Origin of the sequence: Paenibacillus sp. HGH0039 (genome assembly GCF_000411255.1) — a bacterium.
GTDB lineage: Bacteria > Bacillota > Bacilli > Paenibacillales > NBRC-103111 > Paenibacillus_F.
In genome coordinates, this window is record NZ_KE150412.1 from 999905 (window position 1) to 1020742 (window position 20838).

Genomic DNA, 20838 nt, shown 5'->3' on the forward strand with positions numbered 1-20838 from the left:
CTATTCACCCATTCATTCGTTCGTTAATTCGATGTGCGCTCCGAGTGAAATCATATGATCGAAAAACTGCGGATAAGATTTGGCCACATGGTGGGCGTCACGGATAACAAGACCCTGCTTGCTCCTCAGCCCTGCCACGGACAGGGCCATAATGACGCGATGGTCATAATGCGCGTTAATTTCCACGCCGCCTTCAAGCCCTTCCGGCCGGCCGTGGACAATGATTTCGCTTTGACGCTCTTCCACGTCGGCTCCGGCTTTGCGCAGCTCGTTCAGGAAATCCGTAATCCGGTCGCACTCTTTGTAGCGGAGATTCTCCACGTTGTAAAAACGCGAGGTGCCTTCCGCGAACACCGCGGCCGCTACCATAGCAAGCACCGCGTCCGTAAAATGATCGCCGTCGAATTCGCCGGCTTTAAGTTTGCCCGTGCCTTGTACGCGCACGATTCCATCCTTGTGAGTCAGCGAGACTCCCATGGCGCGGAGAACGTCCACGCAGGCTTTCTCGCCTTGACGGCTGTTCTCGTCGAGACGATGAACGGTAACATCCGAGCGGGTGACGGCCGCAGCCGCCAAGATCGCCGCGGATCCGGGGTAATCCCCCTGCACGACATACTCCTGCGCACGGTAGGATTGATTGCCGGGAATCCGGTAATGCATAAGATCTTCGCTGGCTTCCACGCGAATCCCTGCTTGTTCGAGCACTTCCAGTGTTTGTCCGACAATCACTTTGGACTTCAAATCGTGAAGCACTTCGATTTCACTGTCTTCTTGGAGCAGAGGAGTCAAAAACAGAAGGGAGCTCAAAAACTGCGAGCTTACGCTGCCCGACACGGTAATTTTGCCGCCGCGGGGCTGTCCCCCTTTAATAGTTATCGGCAGACGGCCCTCATTATGTTCGACTTGGACGTTCATTTGTTCCAGCGTTTCAATGAGATCCATATGCGGCCGCTTGCCGAGCGATTCCGGATATTGATTAATGAAAGTAACTTCGCTTTGGCAGAGGGCTGCCGTAGACATCAGAAAACGGAGAACCGCTCCCGCGTTGCCGACGTTTAATTCTTTGATCGGGAGAGGGTTTTTGCCGAATCCCTTAATCACCATCTTATACTCGTCTTCTTCGATAACCGCGCCCAAATCCCGGATGCACCGGCGCATGGCGTCACTGTCTTCACTGTGAGCCGGGTAGTGGATCGTACTCGTACCGTCAGCGAGCGCTGCAAGAAGGAGGTAACGGGTCGTATAGTTTTTGGAAGACAGCGCCTGAATTTCTCCCTGCAGGTTCGGTGTCGCTTTTACAATGGCTTTCATGGAATTCATGGTAGTTCTCTCCTTTGGTCGATGAGTGGTCTGTGTACGGCCTTCTGTTTATATGTAAAAGCCGGCAAAAGCCAAGCCGATTCCGGCCAGATAGCTTACGGCCAGATAGATCATATCCAGATTAAAAAGTTTTTTCTTTCTCAGCTTCCAGCTGTCCAGCTTTAAAGTGGAAAACGTCGTAAAGGCGCCGGTAAAGCCTGTTCCCAGCCCGATAAGCAAGGCGGCATCCGTCACATGCCCGAACAGCCACCCCAGGAAAAAACATCCTGTGAGATTGACGGCCAGTGTGCCGAATGGAAACGGAGAAGCCGAACGGCTCTGGACCCAGCCGGCTAATTTATATCTGGCGATGGAGCCGACGAATCCTCCGGCCCCTACCAGCAGTACATTCATCCAGCCCGCATTCATAGGGCTTTCTCCTTCCTGCGGTGCGCGGCAGCCGTGCCCAGACTGACGGCAGCAAGCCCTCCCAACAGACTGACCCCGATGTAAAGCAGGGCTGCCGGCACCTGATTATCTCGAAGCATCCGGACCGTTTCCATACTGAAGGTGGAAAAAGTCGTGAAAGCTCCGATAAAACCAGTCGTAACGGCAGTACGCAGCTCCTGCGGCCATTTAGGCAGCAGAGCTTCGCTGAAATAACCGAGCAGAATGCAGCCGATCATATTGCAGGCCAGCGTGCCCCACGGGAAGGAACCATTCCCTTCGTTCCATAGAACGGATAACCCATACCGGGACAGGGCTCCGAACACGCCGGCTGTTCCGATGATCCAACTTTTCATGGGCAAACCACCTATTCTGTCCCGTATTTTGCTTTGAAGATAGATTCGGTGAAGTCCGGAGACGGTTTGACTCCGTGCTTCCGGGTTTTGTATAGTTACAGGGAAAACGAGAATACAGGAGGTGCGATTGATATGAATAAGATTCAACCCTCGGAATTGAAAGCCCGACTTGCGGCGGGTGAGCCGCTGTGCGTTATCGACGTACGCGAGCCCGAAGAAGTCGCGGCCGGTCAAATTGCCGGTGCCAAATCGATTCCCTTGATGGAAATTCACACCCGTCTTCACGAAATCCCTAAAGAAGGCGAAGTCATTCTGGTCTGCCGCAGTGGCAACCGGAGCGGGAAAGCATACGATTTCCTGGAGTCCCAAGGCTTTGCGAATTTGAAAAACATGGAGGGCGGAATGCTCGCCTGGGAACAGCTTTAAGCCCGCCGCCTGACGAGCGGCCCGGTCAGCCTGAAAGTTCTTCCCGCTTCAGCCTTTCTTTGGTCCAGGCGTTAAAGATGTGTTCGGCAATGTCGTCCGCGGCAAGCGGTGACGTATCGATTGTAAGGTCGGCAAACCTGTACGCATCTTGACGTTCCTGGAGCATCGTACGGACCTTTTCTTCCAGTCCGCTTCCCTGCAGCAAAGGCCGGTTGGAGTCGTTTTTAACCCGCTCCACGATGGTCTCCAAACTTGCGGACAAAGCCGCGACAAAGCCCCGCTCGCTCATGCACGCCCGGTTCTCCTTCGCCAGTACGGCACCGCCTCCGGTTGAAATCACCCGATGGCTGCCGGCCAGCGTCTCCCGGATGACCTCACGCTCCAAAGTCCGGAAATGAGCTTCCCCGTGCGTGGCGAACAGCTCCGGAATCGACATTCCGGCTTTTTTTACAATTTCCTCATCGGTATCTATCATAGGCCAACCCAACCGATCAGCCAACTTTAACCCGACAGTCGTTTTACCAGTGCCCATAAACCCAATCAGCACTATATTTGATCTCGGTTGTGTGCTCATCGTGCCCGTCGATCCTCTCTCGGTTTAAACTTTCCACTATCATATCACAGCAAAAGCCCCGGATGAATACAAATCGCATCAATTTCATATGGTATAGTGAATAAACCTTTTCAAAGACAGCAAAAATGAGAGTACGTACGCAATCCGTAGAAGGATCAGTAGATTACAAGGAGCGATGTCCGATTGATGCCTCATCCCAGGATTCCCGATCCCGGCCGGAATACTTCCGGTCGGCTGAGTCAGATGCTTCAGCCCTCGTACATGCTGTGCAGAGATGACGTAGTCTGGGCGCTCGAGTTTATACGCAAAAAAATGGCTGAGCAGGATCCCCGGTTAAAGGAACTCACTCAGCCGCGTCTATTGAAAAACTTTGAATCTTTCGCCGAAGTGTCCATGATGCTTGTCCATCGCAGAAGCGCCTTCGATCAGGAAGCAGACCGTATCAAAAGCTGTCTGAAAGAAGCTTCGTACGGTCTCTTCGAGAATGAACCCCTTTCGGAGCGGGATTCCTCACCGGCAAACGATTAGGAAGCACGGGCGATGCCGTACCCCACTGGAAGCCGGCGAAACGGACGCAGTGTCCGGTAAGGCGGAACGGAGCCGGTTCGGGTTCCGTTGTTAGCTTTCGAGCCAGTTGTAGTGGAAGGTGCCTTCTTTATCCACACGCTGGAACGTGTGCGCGCCGAAATAATCGCGCTGGGCTTGCAGAAGATTGGCCGGCAGGCGCTCTGTGCGGTAACTGTCGTAATAAGCCAGCGCGGAGGCGAAAGCCGGTGCCGGAATACCGCGCGTTACCGCTACGGAAACGACGTTTCTCCAAGCATCCTGGTAGTTTTCCACGATGTTTTTGAAGTAATCGTCCAGCAGCAAGTTGCGGAGTTCCGGATCGCGGTCGTACGCATCCTTGATGTTTTGCAGGAAACGAGCACGGATAATGCAGCCGCCGCGGAAAATCATGGCGATTTCGCCGTAACTCAGATTCCAGTTGTACTCTTCGGATGCGGCGCGCATTTGAGCGAAGCCTTGTGCATACGAAGCGATTTTGCTCGCGTACAGAGCTTTACGGACCGCTTCGATAAACTCTTCGCGCTTGCCTTCAAACGGCTTCACCGCCGGACCGTTCAGCACTTTGCTTGCAGCTACCCGCTCTTCTTTCATGGCGGACAGGAAACGGGAGAACACGGATTCCGTAATGATGGAAAGCGGCACGCCCAGATCCAGGGAGCTTTGGCTGGTCCACTTGCCCGTGCCCTTCTGACCTGCGGAATCGAGGATAACGTCGACCATCGGCTTGCCGGTTTCTTCGTCGTATTTCGTGAAAATATCACGGGTGATTTCGATCAGGTAGCTGTCCAGCTCGCCTTTGTTCCACTCCGTGAAAATTTCGTGCAGTTCTTCCGTGCTGACGTTCAGCACGTCTTTAAGCAGTTGATAAGCTTCGCAGATCAGCTGCATATCGCCGTATTCGATGCCGTTATGTACCATTTTAACGTAGTGACCGGCGCCGTCCGGACCGATATACGTACAGCATGGATCGCCGTTCACTTTGGCGGAGATCGCCGTCAGGATCGGTTCCACGAGCTTGTATGCGTCTTTCTGTCCGCCAGGCATGATGGACGGGCCTTTAAGCGCGCCCTCTTCACCGCCGGAAACACCCGTGCCGATAAAGCGGATGCCGCGTGCTTCCAGTTCTTTGTTGCGGCGCTGGGTATCCGGGAAGTAGGCGTTTCCGCCGTCGATCAGGATATCTCCCTCGGACAGAAGCGGAACGAGTTGTTCAATGGTCGCGTCGGTCGCTTGTCCGGCTTTGACCATAATTAAAATTTTGCGCGGAGTTTCGAGCGACTGCACGAATTCTTCCATGCTGAAAGTACCGACCAGGTTGCGACCGGTTGCCTCTTCAAGAAGTTCTTTCGTTTTCTCAGGCGAGCGGTTAAAAACGGAAACGGTAAAGCCGCGGCTCTCGATGTTAAGCGCCAGGTTTTTACCCATGACCGCAAGACCGATTACACCAATTTGCTGTTTGGACATGAATCAAACACCCTTTCCTCTTGTATTAGATCGTCACCGCTCCCACTTGGTGTCAGAACGGCTGCCGAAGGATGGATTCGACCCGCTCGGGAACAAACGGCGCATTTTCCGTTACGGATCATGCAAGGACCGCTGCTCACGGCTCGAGGCAAAGCTTCCGGGCTTGCGTTTGCTGATCAAAATTCGGGGCGTTACACGTGTAAGAACAGCCGAAAATTTGTGTGAAAAAAAGCACATTGCCCGGTGGTTTCCACATTCCCGTAGATTTCCCAAAGCATCTGCGCCTGATTCCGCGTGCCGCATGTTCCAGTTCTTAACATGGACCCGAGCGCCCCCGATAGCACAGATCAGTCAAACCGCCCAACATGCTGATTCCGCCCGTGAACCGCATTATGACGTTAAACCACTGCAGTCATAAATGAAACGTGGCATCACAAATGTGCGGAAGCCGCATCGAACTCATCGTTGACTTGATGATAAACGTTCCGCGGATCGGATGTCAATTTTATCTGACAATCTTTTTCGGTAGAGCGCTTTCTTTGTTCCGTCCGGAAAACGAGTGTTTTATGTCCGTCCGTTGACGCATTCCTTCGGGTAATAACCGGCTGCAGCAGCGGCTTTGGAGCTTGTGAAGGTTTCCAGAATCTCCTGGGGCCGCGGGCACCGGCTGCTCGTGAAATAAGGAAGGTTGCTCTGCCGGTATCCATAAAACACGGGCCGCTTCACGATCCTTGCCCCTCCCAGCGCATAATTGTTATAGGTCCGGTATCCGATCGGAATGCCCTGTACAAAAGCGAGCATCCCCACATCGTCGATCGTATTGCTCCATTCTTCGTCCGACAGAAGGGGCAGCGTGAACGTATAGGCAGCTCCCAAACGGCGTGTCTGAATATTGTGCTCCCGGATCGCATTTTCTAGCTCGCGCTGGATCGTGTTTATAATCGCGCCTCTCCTGACTTCGTCAAAGCGTGCCCCCGGCTTTAAAAGCGCCGTTTGCGTTTTAGGCTGGATCTCGCTCCGGAACCCTTCTATCCAGCCGGTTCCCGAAGCATTTTTCACGGTTACGTATTCGTCCAGCGTAAAGGCTATAACCTCTCCTGTCGGGTCCTGGTAGACGTACGGCCTTTTCGGCCCTTCCAGTCTCCGGCTCCGCTCATAGCCGTCTTCCCCCGTATAGGATTCGAATGTGTAGGAGTAGCAGCCGTCGTAGCCGACAATGAGGAGAGCGGAAAGATAAGAATCAAGAACCTGCCGGCCCGCCGCATTCTCCGACACGCCGAAATTCGAAAAGAAGGTTTTATAAAAGCTATCGACAGCCTCTTTCCGGTTGACCCGGACCTTCTTCGAAGATTCATACCGCGCCTCTTCCCCCTGCTTTTCATTGACGGCAAGAGCCGCCGCGCCGTCCTGGACGGCCGCATTCACAGCGGCATCGTATTTCGTCTCCAGAAACAGCATTTGAAACTGGGCTTTTGCATCGAATTTGTTCGTCCAGGCGAAGGGCACATAAATGAGAACAAAGAAAATGGCCAGTTTAGCTGTCTTCATTGCGGACCATTCCCCCGTACGGCATGTAAAGCTGTCCGCCGGGCGTGTTCGTCCCGTTTAAAGCGTCCTGCCAGACAACTGCCGGTGTACGGTTCGGGCTGCGCACGGTCACAGTGAAATAGTCACCGGCGCCAAGTTTGTAGGTACGATCCGCATGGTTCGGCGGAAGCGAGTTTTCGGGAAACAGCACGGGAAGAATCTGGGCCTTATAGAAAGCTTCGTCCTCCACCGTATACTTCTCCGCGAACCGCCCTTGGTCGTCATATACGGGCACGTACCGTTTGTGCATATGCTCCATTTTGACATCAAACTCCTGGCCGGAGGTTGTCAGCTCCTTTTGAAATTGTTCGTACATAGCCGGCGTCAGCCGTCCTTTATCGCGCACGTTGTCGACAAAACGTGTCATCGTCTCGAAAGCGATCACCCGAGAAAGATCATCCTCCCTGGCCGCCGAATCCGACAGCGGATAAATGTACAGCAGCATAACCGTTAAAATGAGGACAAAGGCCTTGCTGAGCGTATCCACCTGCTCCCTCCCCGTTACGCCTTACAATTCAAGGCGTCGTATATACGATTCGTTTTAACGTTCCTCCGGTATCGCGCACCGCATAAAAACGATAAGCTGCAGCCGGATCTATGCCGGCTGGGTCCGTTTCTTCTTTCTCCCGGCCGCCCGGGTAGCGTTTGCCGTTTACCATAATGTCGTAAGGTTCTCCGGCGTTTAAATACATGGACATGATCAGATCAGATCCTTTTACCAAAACCTCTTCGAGCGCGGCATTTGCGGGCTGCTGGTTGTAATCGAGAAGCTTCCGGGATAAATAAGTGTCCGCAATGGCTCCCCGTACGTTTTGAAGCAGCATCATGCCCGTGACTAAAGCCGAGACGAACATGCAGACCGAAACACCGGCAAACAGCATGGAGCGTGCCGCATGATTCATCGCTTCGTCTACTGCTGCATAAATTCAATCGCACGGATCACATTGCTTTTATCCTTAATGATGTGCGCTTTGAATTTTCCGCTCGGATTCACGTAATCCATATGAGACTCCAAGGTGGCGTTCGCAACAGCATCCCTGGATATCGAGGCGATTACTGTACCGTAATTGCTGCTTGACGGTGATGTGGTATCAATCTTGTTCGTATACCAGGAGCCTACCGGATTTTTTCCCGTTTGAACCTGGATCCCGAACTGCTCCTTGTCGGCAAATTTACGCAGCGCGTTTACAACCTGACTCCCCGAAACCACGGTATTGTCGTATACGGTAAAAGCCGTCTGGGAAAGCTCCGTCTGAATATCCGAAAAATTGTTCTGCGCCGCTTTCGTGGCATCCTGTGCGGAAATAAACATCACCACCGCTATCGTAATCAGAGCAATGGCCAGAAAAAAACCTGCCGCCATGATCAGTGCCTTCTGTGCGTTTCCCATTGTAATCCAGCTCCTTTGTGATTAAGAAATTTTACCGATCTGCTGATAATACAAGTTCATCTGCTGCATGCTCATATAAACGAGCGGAATGACCAGGTAGAGGAAAACAAGTGCATACATAGGGGCAAAACCGATCCAGCGCCCCCAGCCGGCTTTGGTTTCGATCATCCGCTCATAGTCCTGCTTGCGCTGTTCGAAGTGATACTGCTGCTCCGCTTCCAGATCGTCAAACGCCTGCTTGACCGGAATATGGTTAACGGCAGCCTGGAGCCGTTCAACGAGACGGACAAAGGGAGCATAGGCGGCTTCCTCCTTCAGCTTTTCCAGCGCCTCCTCCGCCCCCGCTTCGTAGTCGAGCAGACATGCGGACAGCGGGGGCTGAAACAAGACTGCAAAACGTTCCAGCCATTCAAGCATGTGCTCGACGGACATTCTTTCGAAATGAGCGAGGATGGTCAACAACGTATAAAACTGGTCCACCTCGTTTTTCATTTCCATCCTGCGCATTCGTTTCTGCATGTGCAGCAGCCAAACCGGACTGTGGTAGCCCGCCCAACCGGAAATAAAACAGAACAAAAGCTCCCGCCAGCTTAAATATGCCCCCGCAATACTGTCCAGTTTTGCCTTAATCCGTTCTCCCGCGGTGTTGAGGGCGGCAGGATCGGACTGGAATCCCTGCTGCCGCATTTCTTCGGCTATCATTTCACGAAGCTCTCTGCCGGACCGCTCCAATTTCTGAATGACGTTCCGGTCAAAGGCCGCAGCTTCCAGCGCTTTCCGTTTTTCCTGCGGAGAAAGGCTGCCGAACATCGCCTGATTGCGGGTCGGCGAAAAGTAAACCTGCTGCAGGGTCAGTCTCTGCATAATCAGAAACATTCCCAGCACGAGAAGAAAACAAGCGAGCCCCGTAAGCAGGCGGCGGAGGGTAAGCCATTCAAGCAGCAAAGGGGAATTGGCTTCCCTGAGAAGCTTTTGCAGCCTGCCCCGTTCCATGGAATGCTCTGCGGGGACGAATCTTTGCGTGACCGCGTTGACAAGCCGGTTACCCAGCCATTTTTGCTCGGGCGGTCTCTGGCCTGTTCTGCGCTTTCCTGCTTCCTCTGCAGTATCCTGAAGCTTTCTGAGTAGGACAAAGCAGACGATGATCAGCACGAAAATGCCTGTTTTGACTGCAAATCCCGCTGCCCCCGTATAAAATTCATCCATAGCCGGGAAGTTATTGCGCGCCCACGTTTCAATGGGCTTGGCAGCTAAAATCGGGGAGATGGCAATAATAGCGAGTCCTTTTAAAAGATAATGGAGTTTTTCCTTACGGAGTATTTCAAGGCGGATTTCAGAGGTGATTTTGCTGAGGGCATGCAGATACATGGAGCCATGCGGAAGCAGCTTGTCTCCGAATTCCCTAACTAAAAAGGAGACGCCCGCAAAGCTTTTCAAAAAACGGTTCGGCGCATGCTCATAGTAGATTTCCAGACTGCTCTCCGGATGGTCGGAGGTCAAAGTGCCGTATACCGCATCCGCATGGAGCGACAACTGCCTGGGCGCGATCTGAGCGGCGTCATAAACCGCCTCATCCACCATCCCGTGCTGGTGATAAAAGTGCCGGACATCCGATAAAAACTCGGTCATTTGCCGAAGCAGCCGGTCTTCGGCCCGGTGGACGAGCGTATCGATGAGGATGCCGTGGAGAACAAGACTTCCGAGCAAAATCATGAGCATGTAAGAAACATCCGGGTAAAAAAGAAAAACAAATCCCGCGGTGAGCCAGCCGATCAGGAGAGCAAGCAGCGTAATTCGCCCGGTTTCCATTCGGATCACGCTCTCGTCGTAGGAGTATAAAGGAGCAATCCTCCGGCGTATACGCTGTGTATAACGGGAAATCCCGGGAGTTTTGCTTATAATTTCGTAACATTTCCCGTACAACCGTTCGATCTGTTTTCTTCCATTTCCGTTTAAAGGAGAGAGCAGTTTTTGAAGCTCGTCCTCCCCGTAACCGCTCAGCTTGGCCCGCCTTTTAACCGCGTATACGTACAGAAGCCAAATTACGCATGCGACGCCCCCACTGAATAAAGCGACCGCAAGCAGCCAATCACGAAGCGGCAATAACATCGCCTCCCCAATGCGTTTCCAAGAATCTTTCGAATGCCCGGGCATCCGCGGGTGTCATATGATCCAGCATTTCCTCGGTATTGCGGAGACTGATCGGCCGGCAAACCCGGTAGGCACCGTCCCGGTATTCCACAATGTTTCGTTGTTCGTAAAGTTTACGGTCCGTTGTCCTCCGAAAAAATTCGGAAGCATCGTCCAGAAAACCCGGGAATTCAACCCTATCCTTGTCGGTCATGCCCGCTTTTTCGCTCGGATATAAATCGCTATCCAGCGGAACGCATTCCGTTATCCGTTCTATAAAACGCGTTCCGTCGGCACTTTTACGCAGATGAATGTCAAAATGAATCACGCGGATAACCTGCTTTTCGGCCATGACTTCATCTTGGAACATTCCCGTTTTGAGCAGTGAGTTGCGAAGCGAGTCGATCAGGCTGGCAAACGTTTTGGCATGATGGGTAAAAAGGGTGAACAAGCTGGCTACCTGAGCCATTTGAATCATCCAGGCGGCGACCGTGTCGGTTGCCACTTCCCCCAGGATATGAACGGCTCCGTCCGTTTTTTTCTGCACGTCGAGACCCTGCTGCCCCGTAATGTGATCCGTCTCCCGGAAACTTAAAATATTGCGCTGCGGGTATAAATTCCTCAGATGCAGTTCGTACGCCATTTCTTGTACGCGAAGCGTCAAGGTCGCGGAGATAGATTGGACCATAGCCATCAGCAAGGTTGTTTTCCCGCTGCCCTGCGCACCCGTCACGGCCGTTATCCGGCAGCCTTTGACAAGGTGACGAATGAGTTCCACAGCCAGCCCGGCATTGCCGCCTTGGACAAGCTGGTCCAGCAAAGCGTTGGGCAGATCGAACTTGCGGACGAAAAACGCCCAGGATTCCGAAAAGGGAGGCCGGACCACAACGACACGGGATCCGTCCTTCATATCGTTCACTTTATAGCCGTTCGTTTCGGAAAGCTGACCCGGATAATTATATTTGTAGATGTTTTGACAGACCCGCCGCAGTTCTTCACTACTGCCGAAACTTAGGAACGAAAAGTGGATGGGTTTTCCCCGGTAGAAAACCCAAACGCTATCGAAAGACGCGGTTTCTTTCCTATGCCGGTGATTCCCGTCAGCCTCTCTCTCCGCAAGCGGAGCTCCACGATGCCCGGCACTGTCCGGAAGCGCTCCGGAAACTCCTCCCGATACACCGTCGATGTTCATCTCGCGGATGGCATCGATCACGCCGAAGCCTTTGTAATGTTGATAGATCCGCTGCACGACAATTTCCAGCTTATCCTGAAACGACAGCAGCCCGGCTTCCTTGCGGAATACGTGCGCAATCTCTTCCGCCGTTACGATATAAGAAGGCGTGCGGCCGTCTTCAATCACATGTTTAACGGCATCCAGCTTATGCCTCCGGATTAACTCATGAAGGCCGTTGTAACCGTACTTTTTCCGATACAGATGAAGCAGAATGTCAAACCGGTCCTGTGTCGCGAGCTGCTCGGGCTTATGAAAAGGCAGAGAGAGGTGAATTGTTGTTTCACCAAGTCCGTAGACACCGGTCAGCAGGTCCAGCATGACGGATTTTACGTATCGTTTGTCCTTCAGATCGCCGTGTCCGCAGCCTTTCAGAGCTCTTTTCAGCTGAAGTCTTTTGTTCCGGCTGCGCCGGTATTCCTCCTCGGACAACCGGAGTTCGCTGCCTCCGCCCGCCGTTATCTCGGCAAAAGCTTCTTTAATGAAGGCAGTCATTGCCTCGATAGAGTAACTTTTTCCCCGTCTCGGACCGGAAGGTCTTCTGCCGCGCCAGCCTCCCGTTTTGGTAATAAACCACACTGCCGCAAAAATAACCACCATGAAGATCAAAGCGAGATTTAACCTGTCCGTGGGCATGGAGGGCTAGGCTCCCCTTTCCTGCATAAGCTTCGAATCCAGGCCCAGCCGGTGTAGAAGAGCTTTGGTCAGCTTCCTGACCTCCGTAATGAATGCATACGAAGGATGACCCGGCCCCGCATTTCGGCTCCTCAAAAAAAACTCAAGCACATTTTTATCGCTGCAGGCATCCAAATAACCGGTGCAGTGCGGAACGGTATAGAGCGGCTGCCTCCATTTGAATTTCCGGGCCAGATTAACCGCATTAAAGCGGGAGCTTCCGTCATAATCGCCCAGCACGAGGAGAAGTGGTTTATTTTGCAGAGATTCCGTCCAGAGTTCCTTGTTGAAATATCGCTCCAGCAGCTCAAGGTTTTGACTGAGATTGACGACGATCAAATCCGAATTACGCAGAATAGCCTCGGAGCTGCCTTCCTTATACCCGTCTCCGACGTCAACAAAGGTAAGGTCATAGTAACGGCTGGCACTGTTTACGATGTACGGCAGTGCTTCTTCCCGGAAACAATCCGGGTCTGCAAGCGGCTTCCTCGAACCGGGAAGCAGGTCCAGCCTGTCCTTTACGATCGGTTTCGTGTAATCTTGGATCGTCTCGGGCGTCATCTTGTCGCTTTGAAGCAGCCGTTCCAGCGCATCCAGCCCGTACTCGCTGAACGACAGCAGATTGCCGTCCGAAGAAGGCCGACCGAAGGCGTTTTCCAGCGCCGTTCTTGTTCTTTTCGTATGAGTAATCATAATCCGTGCGTAATAATCAAGCGCGATCATCGTAGAGACCGCGAGCACATTCGATGTTGCGGCTCCATGCCCCCGTACGGGCGCCCAAAACGCTACCTGACTCATCCTGTTTTCCTCCTCATGGCTTGTTTGATCATCCGTTTGAGAACACTTCTATCCTCTCCGGTTATTTCGTTCGTAACAGCCAGCAGCACATTCCTGTACGCTCTGGACATGCGCCTGATTCCGACTTTTCCCTGATATTCACTGTCGATGCGTACAGCGAGATCCACTTCATCGAACGGCAGCTTGTGATATTCGTCAGGCGTTATGAACGGCAGCGGAGCCAGCACCTTATCCACATACGCTTCGTCAATGCCGCATTCCACCGCATCCCGTATGATGACCGTACTTGTGAGGATGTTCACCTGGCAGACATCATTCAATGAACAGATCAGTTCCGCCGTTCTCCTCATCGTATATTTATCGTAGGCCGTTGTCAGGAAGAGACCTTCGAACGGATAAGCGCCTGCGGCCCCCGGAAAGTCAGCCCGGTCCGTATCGACCATCACGATGTCGTATTCTTCCAAAACCGATCCGCTTGCGGCGGTATGCTCCAAGGCTTCATCCAAGCTGGCGAAATGGCAGGCCACATCAATTTCATCATACTGAACCAGTTCAGGAACAGGTTCGGGGGCGACGAGGCAGCTTAGCCTGCGGGATGCCGTTCCGTCTATAAGCAGTACGCGTCTTCCCCCCACCGCCGCCAATCGGCAAATGCCGAGCAGCAGGTCACTGTGTTCCTTCGCTCCCACGCAAAGCAGCTTCATCGGCGTATCTCTCCTCTATAAGCCGGGCGGGTCATGGCTGTACCGCTTCCCGGAAAATATCTTCCTGCCTCTCCCTGATTTCAGAGGGAGGCGTTTCGGGCCCGACGCTTTCCGTCGGCATTTTATCGGGTGATCCGGTTAACCCGGGCGAGGAGCCGCCCGGTTTCGCGCTCACCTCAGGTTTAGCGGACGGCCGGGTAGAAGGCCCGAAGACCGAAGGGGGCTCCTCTCCCTGAACGGCGCCAATTCCGGCCGGGTTACCGCCTGTTCGGCCGGAGTTTATACCGGCGTTTATTTTCTGCTTCGAAGCGTCGTCCATATTCTGCAGATCCTTATCCAGCAGCAGCCTCATACTTTTCATCAGATCCAGCTTAGCCGTCTCCAGCACATTCGGGTCCGTGCGAATCAGCTCAAGCACCTTGGCGTTGACCGGGTAAGTAGGCTCGGCTTTGTCCTGCATCTGGGGATCCACATAAGGAAGCGAATAGAGCTTCGCTCCATGAAGATAGGCATCGACGACGGCGCTCGACATATCGAGAATCTCCTTCTCGCTGAGCTTGAGCCACACGGTGCTTTCCGAGACGTTGTCCACTCTTTTCTTCGCCAGTACGATATAATCCTGACCGGTCGGAAAGCTGATGCGCACATCGACGAAATCGTCTTTCTTCAGCAGACTCGGCAGCCCGATTACGTTGAACTCCTCCTGACGGACATCTTTGGGCAGCATGCCTTCCTCATACAGCATGGAAGCCAGTACTGGCGTGTTTTTAACGCCGGCAAGCTTGAACGTCCTGCCGGCGACCTGCCGCAGATCAAGATCCGATCCGGCAGGCGCATCAGCCGCATTCATTTCCAGATACTTAATGTCTTCGTCTTCAAGCCTTGTTCCCGCTTCGATATCCCGGGTTAACACAACCACCTTCCTCCTTTCGGTCTTGGCCGTCGAAGATTTAGCCTCCGACAGGTCGGCCTGGTAACGATACTCCAGCTCGGTGAGCTTTTTACGATGCTGAAGCCCCGTATAAACAAATCCCCCCGAAGCAAGCAGTCCTGCGGTCAAGGCACCTATCAGGCCCGAGTAGATCAGATGTTTCGTTCTCTGGCGAATAATGGACACGTTCTCTCTCCTTTCGTTATTTCGGCACTCGCGCACGGAACCATCGGCGCATAAACAGGCCGTTCCCCCGCGTGCGCGGTTCCGGGAGCCCCAACCACCCGTCGAGCAGCTCGGCCGTCACCTGCTGATGGCAGAACGGGTCCGTATGCGCCGGCAGGCCGAGCAGCCGCACGTCCGGCAGCATACGGCGGATATCCCTCAGCGTTTGTGCGGACGCAAGCGGCACGAACAAGCTGCACTTGGCGGGCTCCGGTACGGGATAGCTGCGGAAGAACTTTGCGATGTCCCGGCGCTTCCATTCACAGCCCGTACCAACGACGACCTGGACGGCGGCGCGCATAAACTCCCCGAACCACTCCGTTTCGTCGTAGCTTCCGAGATCCAGAACGACAAAATCGTACGATCCGGACAAAGTCCCGATCATGTCCAGCCCATCGCCCGCTTTGGCATACCGCACCCCCCGTAAGTCGAATGCCGCGCTGCCGCAAAGGGGCTCGTCTGAGCCTTCGTACACGGCCTCGATGCGGCTGAAATGCGCCGATGCATTAGCCTCGGCCAACACCACGGTGCGGCGTTTACGCGCTAGAAAATGGGCCAGTAAAACGGCCGTATGCGTGCAGCCCACACCGCGCCCCGTCCCGCAGACCGCGATCACAACCGGGCCGAGAAAGCCGCCGGAACGGGCGGGCGGCCCCTCTCCGCCGCACAAAGCCGCGTAAACTCCGCTCAGCGCTTCCCGAAGCTCTCTTGCGTTCGGATAACGGTGGTCCGGATCGTGCTCCAGCAGCTTCTCGATGATGACGGACAAGCTGTGCGGGACTTCTTCATTCAACCGCGCGAGCGGGAAGCCGGAGGAATACGGATACTTCCCTCCGCTCAGCAGGTAGTACAGCACCGCGCCCAGCGAATACAGATCGGTCCTGCGGTCGGTTTGAAGCTGCTGAAACTGCTCCGGGGCGGCAAAACCGATCGTTCCTATTTGGACCGTATCCGCTTGTCTGCCGCTTTTGAAATGCCGGGCAATGCCGAAATCGATCAGCCTGACTTGTTCCTGGCCGTCGATCATAATGTTGGAAGGCTTCAGATCGCGATAGATCATCGGAACCGGCAGCTCGTCATGAAGATAGTGGAACAGATCGCAAAGCTGCAGCGCGTAATTCACCGCAGCCGCAACCCCCACTTGTCCGTCCGTGCGGCTAAATCGCTCGGCCAGAGTCTCCCCTGCGATATAATCCATTACCAGGTAGCTGTAGCCTTCATCGTCCGGGGGGAAATAATCTACAATACCCGGCAAATGAGCGTGATGAAGGCGGATTAGCATCTCCGCTTCGTCTACGAACCGCTGATAATCCTGCACCTGCTGAAGAGTCTCTTTGACCGCCCAGCGCTTTCCTTTCAGTTTCAAATCTTCGGCCAGATACACGGTTCCCATGCCGCCTCTGCCGACGGTTGAAACGATTCTGTAGCGGCTGCCGAGAATATCTCCCGCATACAGCCGGCCTCGATCGGGTTTCACCGCTGCCGTCTCTCCTTTTGCTGTTTTTTCCCGGCGCAGCACAAAAAACCGCCCACGGCATGCACTTAAGCACACTCATGGGCGGTTCTTCCGCACCGGTTCATTCTGTTCTTTTTTAAGATAGCATACCCGGCCCGTCCTGACAACAATATTTTCCAAAACCCCTATATTTCGGATAAACCTCCGTTCCGGACCGTTACAATTCAAGCAGAAGCATCTCTTGGCGCAGTTCGATCAGCTTCTCTTTGGAATCGACGACAGCCTGGACATCGCCCTTCTGAATCGCTTCGTTCAACACGGCCAGCTCATAGTCAAGCTCAAGCCGCAGGACGGGGATCCGTTCCTCGATACGTCTGGAGCGGAAAGCTTGAAGCATTTCCTCGAATGTAATGACAGGTTCTTTCTGAAACAGCACTTTATGTTCGATGCCCGAAATTTCGACCATGCGGATAATTTCGCCGAACATGATGTTTTCGATCAGGATCTGACGGTCTTTGAAACGCTTGACGACTGCATGCCCGCGTGTGTCTCCAATCAGTTTTTCCATCATTTCGGCAAGCTTCTCATCTTTAAAAGAATAGTTCCCGACGATTTTATACCGTTCGCCTATGCGTTCGAATTTCAGCTTGACTAGTTTTCTTCCGGAGCGGATAGAAATGACAAACTGGTGGTCGTTTTCGTTCCAATATAGAGAATATCCCTCTTGAATCAAGGCTTTAATAAACTGCCGGATGAGCCGGCGGTCGAATCTTAATTCCAGATTGCAGTATTCGACTTCGTGATTTTTGCTCACGGCAATCCCCTCCCGAAGACTTCGATTAGCTTCTTTGACAGAAATTTCAGACAACTTCAGGTTTACTTTATCTTATTATGATTCATATGTTTTCGCAACTTGGATATTGACAATTTTTTACCCGAATTCCCAACAAAAATAACGCTCTCTCCCCATCAATTTTTATTGATGGGAAAAGAGCGTCTTTTTCGGGTATGCCGCGTATCGCATTTAAACTTGATTGAACCGTTTGCCGCCTACATTCTCACCTTGTTCTCACTCGGCTGCAAGATGGCCGAACAGACGGCGAGCAGCACGACCGCCATAAGACCCAAAATCGCAAGGGGCAGACGCACATCGGCCAGGGACGCTCCGGCAGCCATTTTCTCGATGGCTTGAATGGTCCATGTCTGAGGCATGAAGTTGGACAGCTTCTGCAGGTAGTCCGGCATAATGGATATCGGCCAGAAGCACCCGCCCAGCATCGAGGTCGGCGTCACGACCATCGAGTTGATCATGCTCGCGTTGCCCGGATTTTTGATAAGGCCGGCCACCGTGCTGGCCAGTCCGAGGCTGACGAGCATAAATGCGGCCAACACCGCGAACTGGGACAGGAACGGAACCCCGTAATCGTAGCCGATCACTACACGGGTGATCACGAGCACAAAAAAGATTTGAAGGCTTCCCACGACGAAGCTGCCTAAAAAATTCCCGGCGGCGATTTCGGCAGCCTTGACCGGAGCCGTATACATGCGGGCCATCGTCATTTTCGTCCGGTCTTCTAGGACAAGCGACACGGTGCTGAGCACGAGGCTCATCAGGAACATTAGCGTAAAGCCGGTAATGGTAGTAAGGCCCGGCTTGGAAGCCAGCTTCAGATCGCCGGTTTCTGCACCTACCGTATGCTTCCCGGCCTGCTCAAGGATGTTTGCGAGCGCAACGCTGCGGCTGTCCGCGCTGCCCGAAGAAGCTTTTGCCACCGCCGCTGCGGACACCATCCTTCCCGTAATCCCGTCCAGATGAACGTTCATAACCGCTGTCGCTTCGTTCACGTTAAGCTCATACGATTGAATGACAGGGCTGCCCCCGGCAAGCAATTCCCGGCTGAAATCGGCGGGCAGAACAAATCCGGCCTGCCCCCGTTTTTCGATAATCGCTTCCTTAAGCTCCCAGACATTGTCCAGCAGCTTGACCGTGTACTCCGGCCTGGCCGCCATTTCTTTTAACACATACCCGCCAAAACTCCCCTGATCTTCATTGACGACCAGAACGGTAACACGCCCTTCCTCTCTCCCGATAAAGCCGATCGCAGCGGAGACGACCAGAGAAGGTATAAGCAGAAAAGCCAACCATCCTTTTTTGCTGCCGAGCGTCCGCTTTACCATATTCCAGGCGATATAAAAGCTATTCACGGTATCCCACCTTCCGATAAACGACCACCATCAGCAGCAGACACGCCGCCGCAATCCAAAACAAAGGCACAATGCTGGAGATAACCCCGGGAAGTTCTCCGGCCAGCATATTCCGCAGGAGTCCTTGGAACGCCCAGTGATTAACGGTAAACAGACTCAACTGCCGCATAAACTCTCCCGGCACGGGCGAGAATCCGCCGCTCAAAAACGTCATCGTGATGATGAGCACCTGAAGCAGGGCTTTCGCGGTTGCCCCGTTCGGGAAGAGAAGAGACAGCACGACGGACAGCGACATCGAGACCAGAATCACGAGGCCGGCAATCAGCAGAACGAGCGGGAGACGGTTTCCCCAGTACCGGCTCCCGCTTCCCCCGCTCCGGTGTTGTCTGCCCACGGTCTGACTCAGACCGAGCAGACGATCGTGACCAAAATGGCGGACGGCCTTTCAAACAAAGAAATCGCCCAGGAATTATTCCTGAGCGAAGGGACGGTCAAAAACTACATTTCTGATATTTTAGGAAAGCTGGCGCTTAGAGACCGGACGCAAATCGCCATCTTCTACTGGAAGCAGGCGCGGCCTTAATCTTATGCTCCGGCCGGTTCCGGTGGGTGAATCCGTTCCCGTCAATACGGGTCTACGGCGGTTTTGCCCAGCAGTTGTTTGGAAGAGCTGCCTACGATATAAAGATCTTTCTGCATCTCGGTCAGTTTCAGGATCACCTGATAATACTGGCCGTTTTCTGTCAGCAGGTACCGGTACGTATTGGCCTCTTCAAGCTTCTCGATAAAAATCGGATTGTGGAAAAAATACGTATCGCCGATTTTGTAATTCGACATGTCTTTAACGTATCCCCGAATGGCGCGGATTTTAAAATCATCCTTCTCCCCGGCAATAATCGGAGGCATTTCCTCCCCGTACGTGAGGATCGGGTTTTCTTTCCAAACCTTCCGGAGTTCCGTCTCGTTGATGTAGATCTCTTCCGTGTACTTTTCTTTGGCTTTCCGGAGCCCCTTCGTATCCATGCCCATCTTCTGCACGTCGCTCTGCCGGTAGTACATCCCTTTGCTGAGCGTCACGAGCACCGGATAATCCCCGCCCAAATACTTCATGATATAAGCGGTCGGATTTTCCAGTATGATCTCATCGTACACGACATCGCCCGTTTCAGGCTGCTGCGGGTACAACCGGGTATTCACGTAGATCGTCTGGTTGGAATCCTGCCAGTTTACGTTCGCGTTAAGGCGGGAAGCGATCTCCTTGAGCGGCAGATAGCTGTTGTTGTCGTAAATAAGAACCGGGCTGCTCAAATTGGCCGGTGTCCCGTTCACGACTACCTTAAAATCGCTGCGGACATAAGCCGTCACCTTCTGAATCCAGTCATCGGCGTAAACGCCTGCCGCGAACGAAACGCTCATCAGCACTCCGGCTGCCGCGGCTATCATTTTTTTGCTTGAAATGTTCATGGTTCTCTCTCCTTTTCAATTGAATCCTGCAGCTGTGATCAGGCCGCACTTTCCCCGTTATGGCCATGTCAAGCGTTTATGGTATAGTAAATTACGTAAGCACGCTTCATTTGCCTTACTTAAATTCTACAAGCATCCATGCTAGGGAGGTCCCATGTCCAACTCCACAACCATTCGCCCCGCTTTCCGGGGGTTTGATTCATCCGATTTCGAAACGTTTGCGATTGAAGGTCTGGACGAGCGCATGAAAGCGATCCAGGAACGGATTCAGCCGAAATTCAAAATGCTCGGCGAAACCCTGTGCGAAGATATCGCCCTGCATGCCGGAACCGAAATGCACCTACATATCGCCAAACATGCCCGGCGTACCGTGAATCCGCCCAAAGACACCTGGCTGGCTATCGCCGCCAATAAACGCGGATATAAGCAGCACCCTCACTTCCAGATCGGCTTGTTCGACGATCACGTTTTCCTCTGGTTCGCCCTGATCTACGAGGTGCCGGACAAGCAGGCGATCGCCGGACGTCTTCTCGCGAACCAAGACGAGCTGTACCGGAGCATCCCGGAGCATTATGTATTGTCGTTCGATCATATGCAAAAACGCAGCGTGCCCGCCGGCGACCTGACGGCCGAAACGTTCGGTGACGCTCTTGCCCGCTTTCGGGATGTGAAAAAAGCCGAGTTTCTCGTCGGAAGGCATTTTGACCGGCAGGACCCGATTTTGCAAAAGGGCGACGCATTCACCCGGATGGCGAAGGAAACGTTCGAGTCCCTGATGCCTTTCTACCGGACGGCCCGGGGATAAGCCATCGGCTGCTCCTACCCCCTATATCGGCAATTCCGCACAAAGTGTGAACCCGCCGAACCGATTTTAAAAAGAAACGCCGCCCGCAAATAATCCGCTCCCGT

22 protein-coding genes and 1 pseudogene are annotated in these 20838 nt (G+C 53.4%); 4 read left to right on the top strand and 19 right to left on the bottom strand.

Features of this window, described 5'->3' with window-relative positions; translation table 11 throughout:
- Window positions 1-12: 12 nt before the first annotated feature.
- Genes aroA through crcB form a run of 3 tightly spaced genes read right to left on the bottom strand, consistent with a single transcriptional unit; the run spans window position 13 to window position 2102 of the window.
- On the bottom strand, window positions 13-1311 hold the full coding sequence (aroA, locus tag HMPREF1207_RS04255; RefSeq protein ID WP_036739800.1) for a 3-phosphoshikimate 1-carboxyvinyltransferase: 1299 nt from the start codon (window positions 1309-1311) through the stop codon (window positions 13-15).
- 57 nt (window positions 1312-1368) lie between these two features.
- Complete coding sequence (locus tag HMPREF1207_RS04260; protein ID WP_009672635.1) at window positions 1369-1728, bottom strand: fluoride efflux transporter FluC; 360 nt, start codon at window positions 1726-1728, stop codon at window positions 1369-1371.
- Window positions 1725-2102 (bottom strand): fluoride efflux transporter CrcB, encoded by a 378-nt coding sequence (crcB, locus tag HMPREF1207_RS04265; RefSeq protein ID WP_009672614.1) that lies wholly within the window; start codon window positions 2100-2102, stop codon window positions 1725-1727. The genes HMPREF1207_RS04260 and crcB overlap by 4 nt, the downstream gene beginning before the upstream one ends.
- A gap of 132 nt (window positions 2103-2234) precedes the next feature.
- Here crcB and HMPREF1207_RS04270 point away from each other — a divergent pair, with 132 nt between their 5' ends.
- Window positions 2235-2528: a rhodanese-like domain-containing protein gene (locus HMPREF1207_RS04270; RefSeq protein ID WP_009672581.1), complete on the top strand. Its 294-nt coding sequence runs from the start codon at window positions 2235-2237 to the stop codon at window positions 2526-2528.
- A gap of 25 nt (window positions 2529-2553) precedes the next feature.
- Here HMPREF1207_RS04270 and HMPREF1207_RS04275 read toward each other — a convergent pair whose 3' ends face one another.
- Window positions 2554-3102 (bottom strand): shikimate kinase, encoded by a 549-nt coding sequence (locus tag HMPREF1207_RS04275; protein ID WP_009672659.1) that lies wholly within the window; start codon window positions 3100-3102, stop codon window positions 2554-2556.
- Window positions 3103-3288: 186 nt separating this feature from the next.
- Here HMPREF1207_RS04275 and HMPREF1207_RS04280 point away from each other — a divergent pair, with 186 nt between their 5' ends.
- On the top strand, window positions 3289-3630 hold the full coding sequence (locus tag HMPREF1207_RS04280; protein ID WP_331271671.1) for a hypothetical protein: 342 nt from the start codon (window positions 3289-3291) through the stop codon (window positions 3628-3630).
- Between the two features lie 90 nt (window positions 3631-3720).
- Here HMPREF1207_RS04280 and gndA read toward each other — a convergent pair whose 3' ends face one another.
- From gndA to HMPREF1207_RS04350, 14 genes are all read right to left on the bottom strand, one after another.
- A complete protein-coding gene (gene gndA / locus HMPREF1207_RS04285; protein ID WP_009672647.1) occupies window positions 3721-5133 on the bottom strand; it encodes an NADP-dependent phosphogluconate dehydrogenase in 1413 nt (470 codons plus the stop codon).
- Window positions 5134-5697: 564 nt separating this feature from the next.
- Window positions 5698-6681, bottom strand: a complete 984-nt coding sequence (locus tag HMPREF1207_RS04290) for a hypothetical protein (RefSeq protein ID WP_009672579.1) — start codon at window positions 6679-6681, stop codon at window positions 5698-5700.
- Window positions 6668-7207: a hypothetical protein gene (locus HMPREF1207_RS04295; RefSeq protein ID WP_009672658.1), complete on the bottom strand. Its 540-nt coding sequence runs from the start codon at window positions 7205-7207 to the stop codon at window positions 6668-6670. Before HMPREF1207_RS04295 ends, HMPREF1207_RS04290 begins: the two co-directional genes overlap by 14 nt.
- A gap of 28 nt (window positions 7208-7235) precedes the next feature.
- A complete protein-coding gene (locus HMPREF1207_RS04300; RefSeq protein ID WP_009672661.1) occupies window positions 7236-7622 on the bottom strand; it encodes a hypothetical protein in 387 nt (128 codons plus the stop codon).
- Window positions 7623-7630: 8 nt separating this feature from the next.
- A complete protein-coding gene (locus tag HMPREF1207_RS04305) occupies window positions 7631-8110 on the bottom strand; it encodes a hypothetical protein (protein ID WP_009672600.1) in 480 nt (159 codons plus the stop codon).
- Between the two features lie 21 nt (window positions 8111-8131).
- The gene (locus HMPREF1207_RS04310; protein ID WP_009672598.1) at window positions 8132-10213 is read right to left on the bottom strand and encodes a hypothetical protein; all 2082 of its coding nucleotides are present in this window, start codon (window positions 10211-10213) and stop codon (window positions 8132-8134) included.
- Window positions 10200-12107, bottom strand: a complete 1908-nt coding sequence (locus HMPREF1207_RS04315) for an ATPase, T2SS/T4P/T4SS family (RefSeq protein WP_009672663.1) — start codon at window positions 12105-12107, stop codon at window positions 10200-10202. The genes HMPREF1207_RS04310 and HMPREF1207_RS04315 overlap by 14 nt, the downstream gene beginning before the upstream one ends.
- Window positions 12108-12113: 6 nt before the next feature.
- Window positions 12114-12944, bottom strand: coding sequence for a hypothetical protein (locus HMPREF1207_RS04320; RefSeq protein ID WP_009672653.1), 831 nt, complete (start codon window positions 12942-12944; stop codon window positions 12114-12116).
- Window positions 12941-13648, bottom strand: coding sequence for a hypothetical protein (locus tag HMPREF1207_RS04325; protein WP_009672648.1), 708 nt, complete (start codon window positions 13646-13648; stop codon window positions 12941-12943). Before HMPREF1207_RS04325 ends, HMPREF1207_RS04320 begins: the two co-directional genes overlap by 4 nt.
- 31 nt (window positions 13649-13679) lie before the next feature.
- The gene (locus tag HMPREF1207_RS04330) at window positions 13680-14765 is read right to left on the bottom strand and encodes an SAF domain-containing protein (RefSeq protein WP_009672605.1); all 1086 of its coding nucleotides are present in this window, start codon (window positions 14763-14765) and stop codon (window positions 13680-13682) included.
- A 16-nt stretch (window positions 14766-14781) separates the two neighbouring features.
- Window positions 14782-16281, bottom strand: coding sequence for a serine/threonine-protein kinase (locus tag HMPREF1207_RS04335; protein WP_016423466.1), 1500 nt, complete (start codon window positions 16279-16281; stop codon window positions 14782-14784).
- 196 nt (window positions 16282-16477) lie between these two features.
- Entirely contained in the window at window positions 16478-17074 is a 597-nt protein-coding gene (locus tag HMPREF1207_RS04340) for a hypothetical protein (protein ID WP_009672643.1), read from the bottom strand.
- 236 nt (window positions 17075-17310) lie between these two features.
- Window positions 17311-18465: an ABC transporter permease gene (locus HMPREF1207_RS04345; protein WP_016423467.1), complete on the bottom strand. Its 1155-nt coding sequence runs from the start codon at window positions 18463-18465 to the stop codon at window positions 17311-17313.
- Window positions 18458-18859 (bottom strand): ABC transporter permease, encoded by a 402-nt coding sequence (locus HMPREF1207_RS04350; protein ID WP_009671813.1) that lies wholly within the window; start codon window positions 18857-18859, stop codon window positions 18458-18460. Before HMPREF1207_RS04350 ends, HMPREF1207_RS04345 begins: the two co-directional genes overlap by 8 nt.
- Between HMPREF1207_RS04350 and HMPREF1207_RS04355 the strand changes: the two are divergent.
- A pseudogene (locus HMPREF1207_RS04355) lies at window positions 18848-19048 on the top strand (response regulator transcription factor); the annotation flags it as partial. The gene HMPREF1207_RS04350 and the pseudogene HMPREF1207_RS04355 sit on opposite strands and share 12 nt — an antisense overlap.
- A gap of 41 nt (window positions 19049-19089) precedes the next feature.
- On the opposite strand, the gene HMPREF1207_RS04360 reads toward HMPREF1207_RS04355, so the two are convergent.
- Complete coding sequence (locus tag HMPREF1207_RS04360; protein WP_009671805.1) at window positions 19090-19929, bottom strand: stalk domain-containing protein; 840 nt, start codon at window positions 19927-19929, stop codon at window positions 19090-19092.
- A gap of 154 nt (window positions 19930-20083) precedes the next feature.
- Here HMPREF1207_RS04360 and HMPREF1207_RS04365 point away from each other — a divergent pair, with 154 nt between their 5' ends.
- A complete protein-coding gene (locus tag HMPREF1207_RS04365; protein WP_009671821.1) occupies window positions 20084-20734 on the top strand; it encodes a YktB family protein in 651 nt (216 codons plus the stop codon).
- The last annotated feature ends 104 nt before the right edge of the window (window positions 20735-20838 follow it).

Excerpts from the sequence above, each read along its gene's own strand:
- aroA (WP_036739800.1), bottom strand. The coding sequence starts at position 1,311 with ATGAAAGCCATTGTAAAAGCGACACCGAACCTGCAGGGAGAAATTCAG.
- HMPREF1207_RS04260 (WP_009672635.1), bottom strand. The coding sequence starts at position 1,728 with ATGAATGCGGGCTGGATGAATGTACTGCTGGTAGGGGCCGGAGGATTC.
- crcB (WP_009672614.1), bottom strand. The coding sequence starts at position 2,102 with ATGAAAAGTTGGATCATCGGAACAGCCGGCGTGTTCGGAGCCCTGTCC.
- HMPREF1207_RS04270 (WP_009672581.1), top strand. The coding sequence starts at position 2,235 with ATGAATAAGATTCAACCCTCGGAATTGAAAGCCCGACTTGCGGCGGGT.
- HMPREF1207_RS04275 (WP_009672659.1), bottom strand. The coding sequence starts at position 3,102 with ATGAGCACACAACCGAGATCAAATATAGTGCTGATTGGGTTTATGGGC.
- HMPREF1207_RS04280 (WP_331271671.1), top strand. The coding sequence starts at position 3,289 with ATGCCTCATCCCAGGATTCCCGATCCCGGCCGGAATACTTCCGGTCGG.
- gndA (WP_009672647.1), bottom strand. The coding sequence starts at position 5,133 with ATGTCCAAACAGCAAATTGGTGTAATCGGTCTTGCGGTCATGGGTAAA.
- HMPREF1207_RS04290 (WP_009672579.1), bottom strand. The coding sequence starts at position 6,681 with ATGAAGACAGCTAAACTGGCCATTTTCTTTGTTCTCATTTATGTGCCC.
- HMPREF1207_RS04300 (WP_009672661.1), bottom strand. The coding sequence starts at position 7,622 with ATGAATCATGCGGCACGCTCCATGCTGTTTGCCGGTGTTTCGGTCTGC.
- HMPREF1207_RS04305 (WP_009672600.1), bottom strand. The coding sequence starts at position 8,110 with ATGGGAAACGCACAGAAGGCACTGATCATGGCGGCAGGTTTTTTTCTG.
- HMPREF1207_RS04315 (WP_009672663.1), bottom strand. The coding sequence starts at position 12,107 with ATGCCCACGGACAGGTTAAATCTCGCTTTGATCTTCATGGTGGTTATT.
- HMPREF1207_RS04320 (WP_009672653.1), bottom strand. The coding sequence starts at position 12,944 with ATGAGTCAGGTAGCGTTTTGGGCGCCCGTACGGGGGCATGGAGCCGCA.
- HMPREF1207_RS04325 (WP_009672648.1), bottom strand. The coding sequence starts at position 13,648 with ATGAAGCTGCTTTGCGTGGGAGCGAAGGAACACAGTGACCTGCTGCTC.
- HMPREF1207_RS04360 (WP_009671805.1), bottom strand. The coding sequence starts at position 19,929 with ATGAACATTTCAAGCAAAAAAATGATAGCCGCGGCAGCCGGAGTGCTG.
- HMPREF1207_RS04365 (WP_009671821.1), top strand. The coding sequence starts at position 20,084 with ATGTCCAACTCCACAACCATTCGCCCCGCTTTCCGGGGGTTTGATTCA.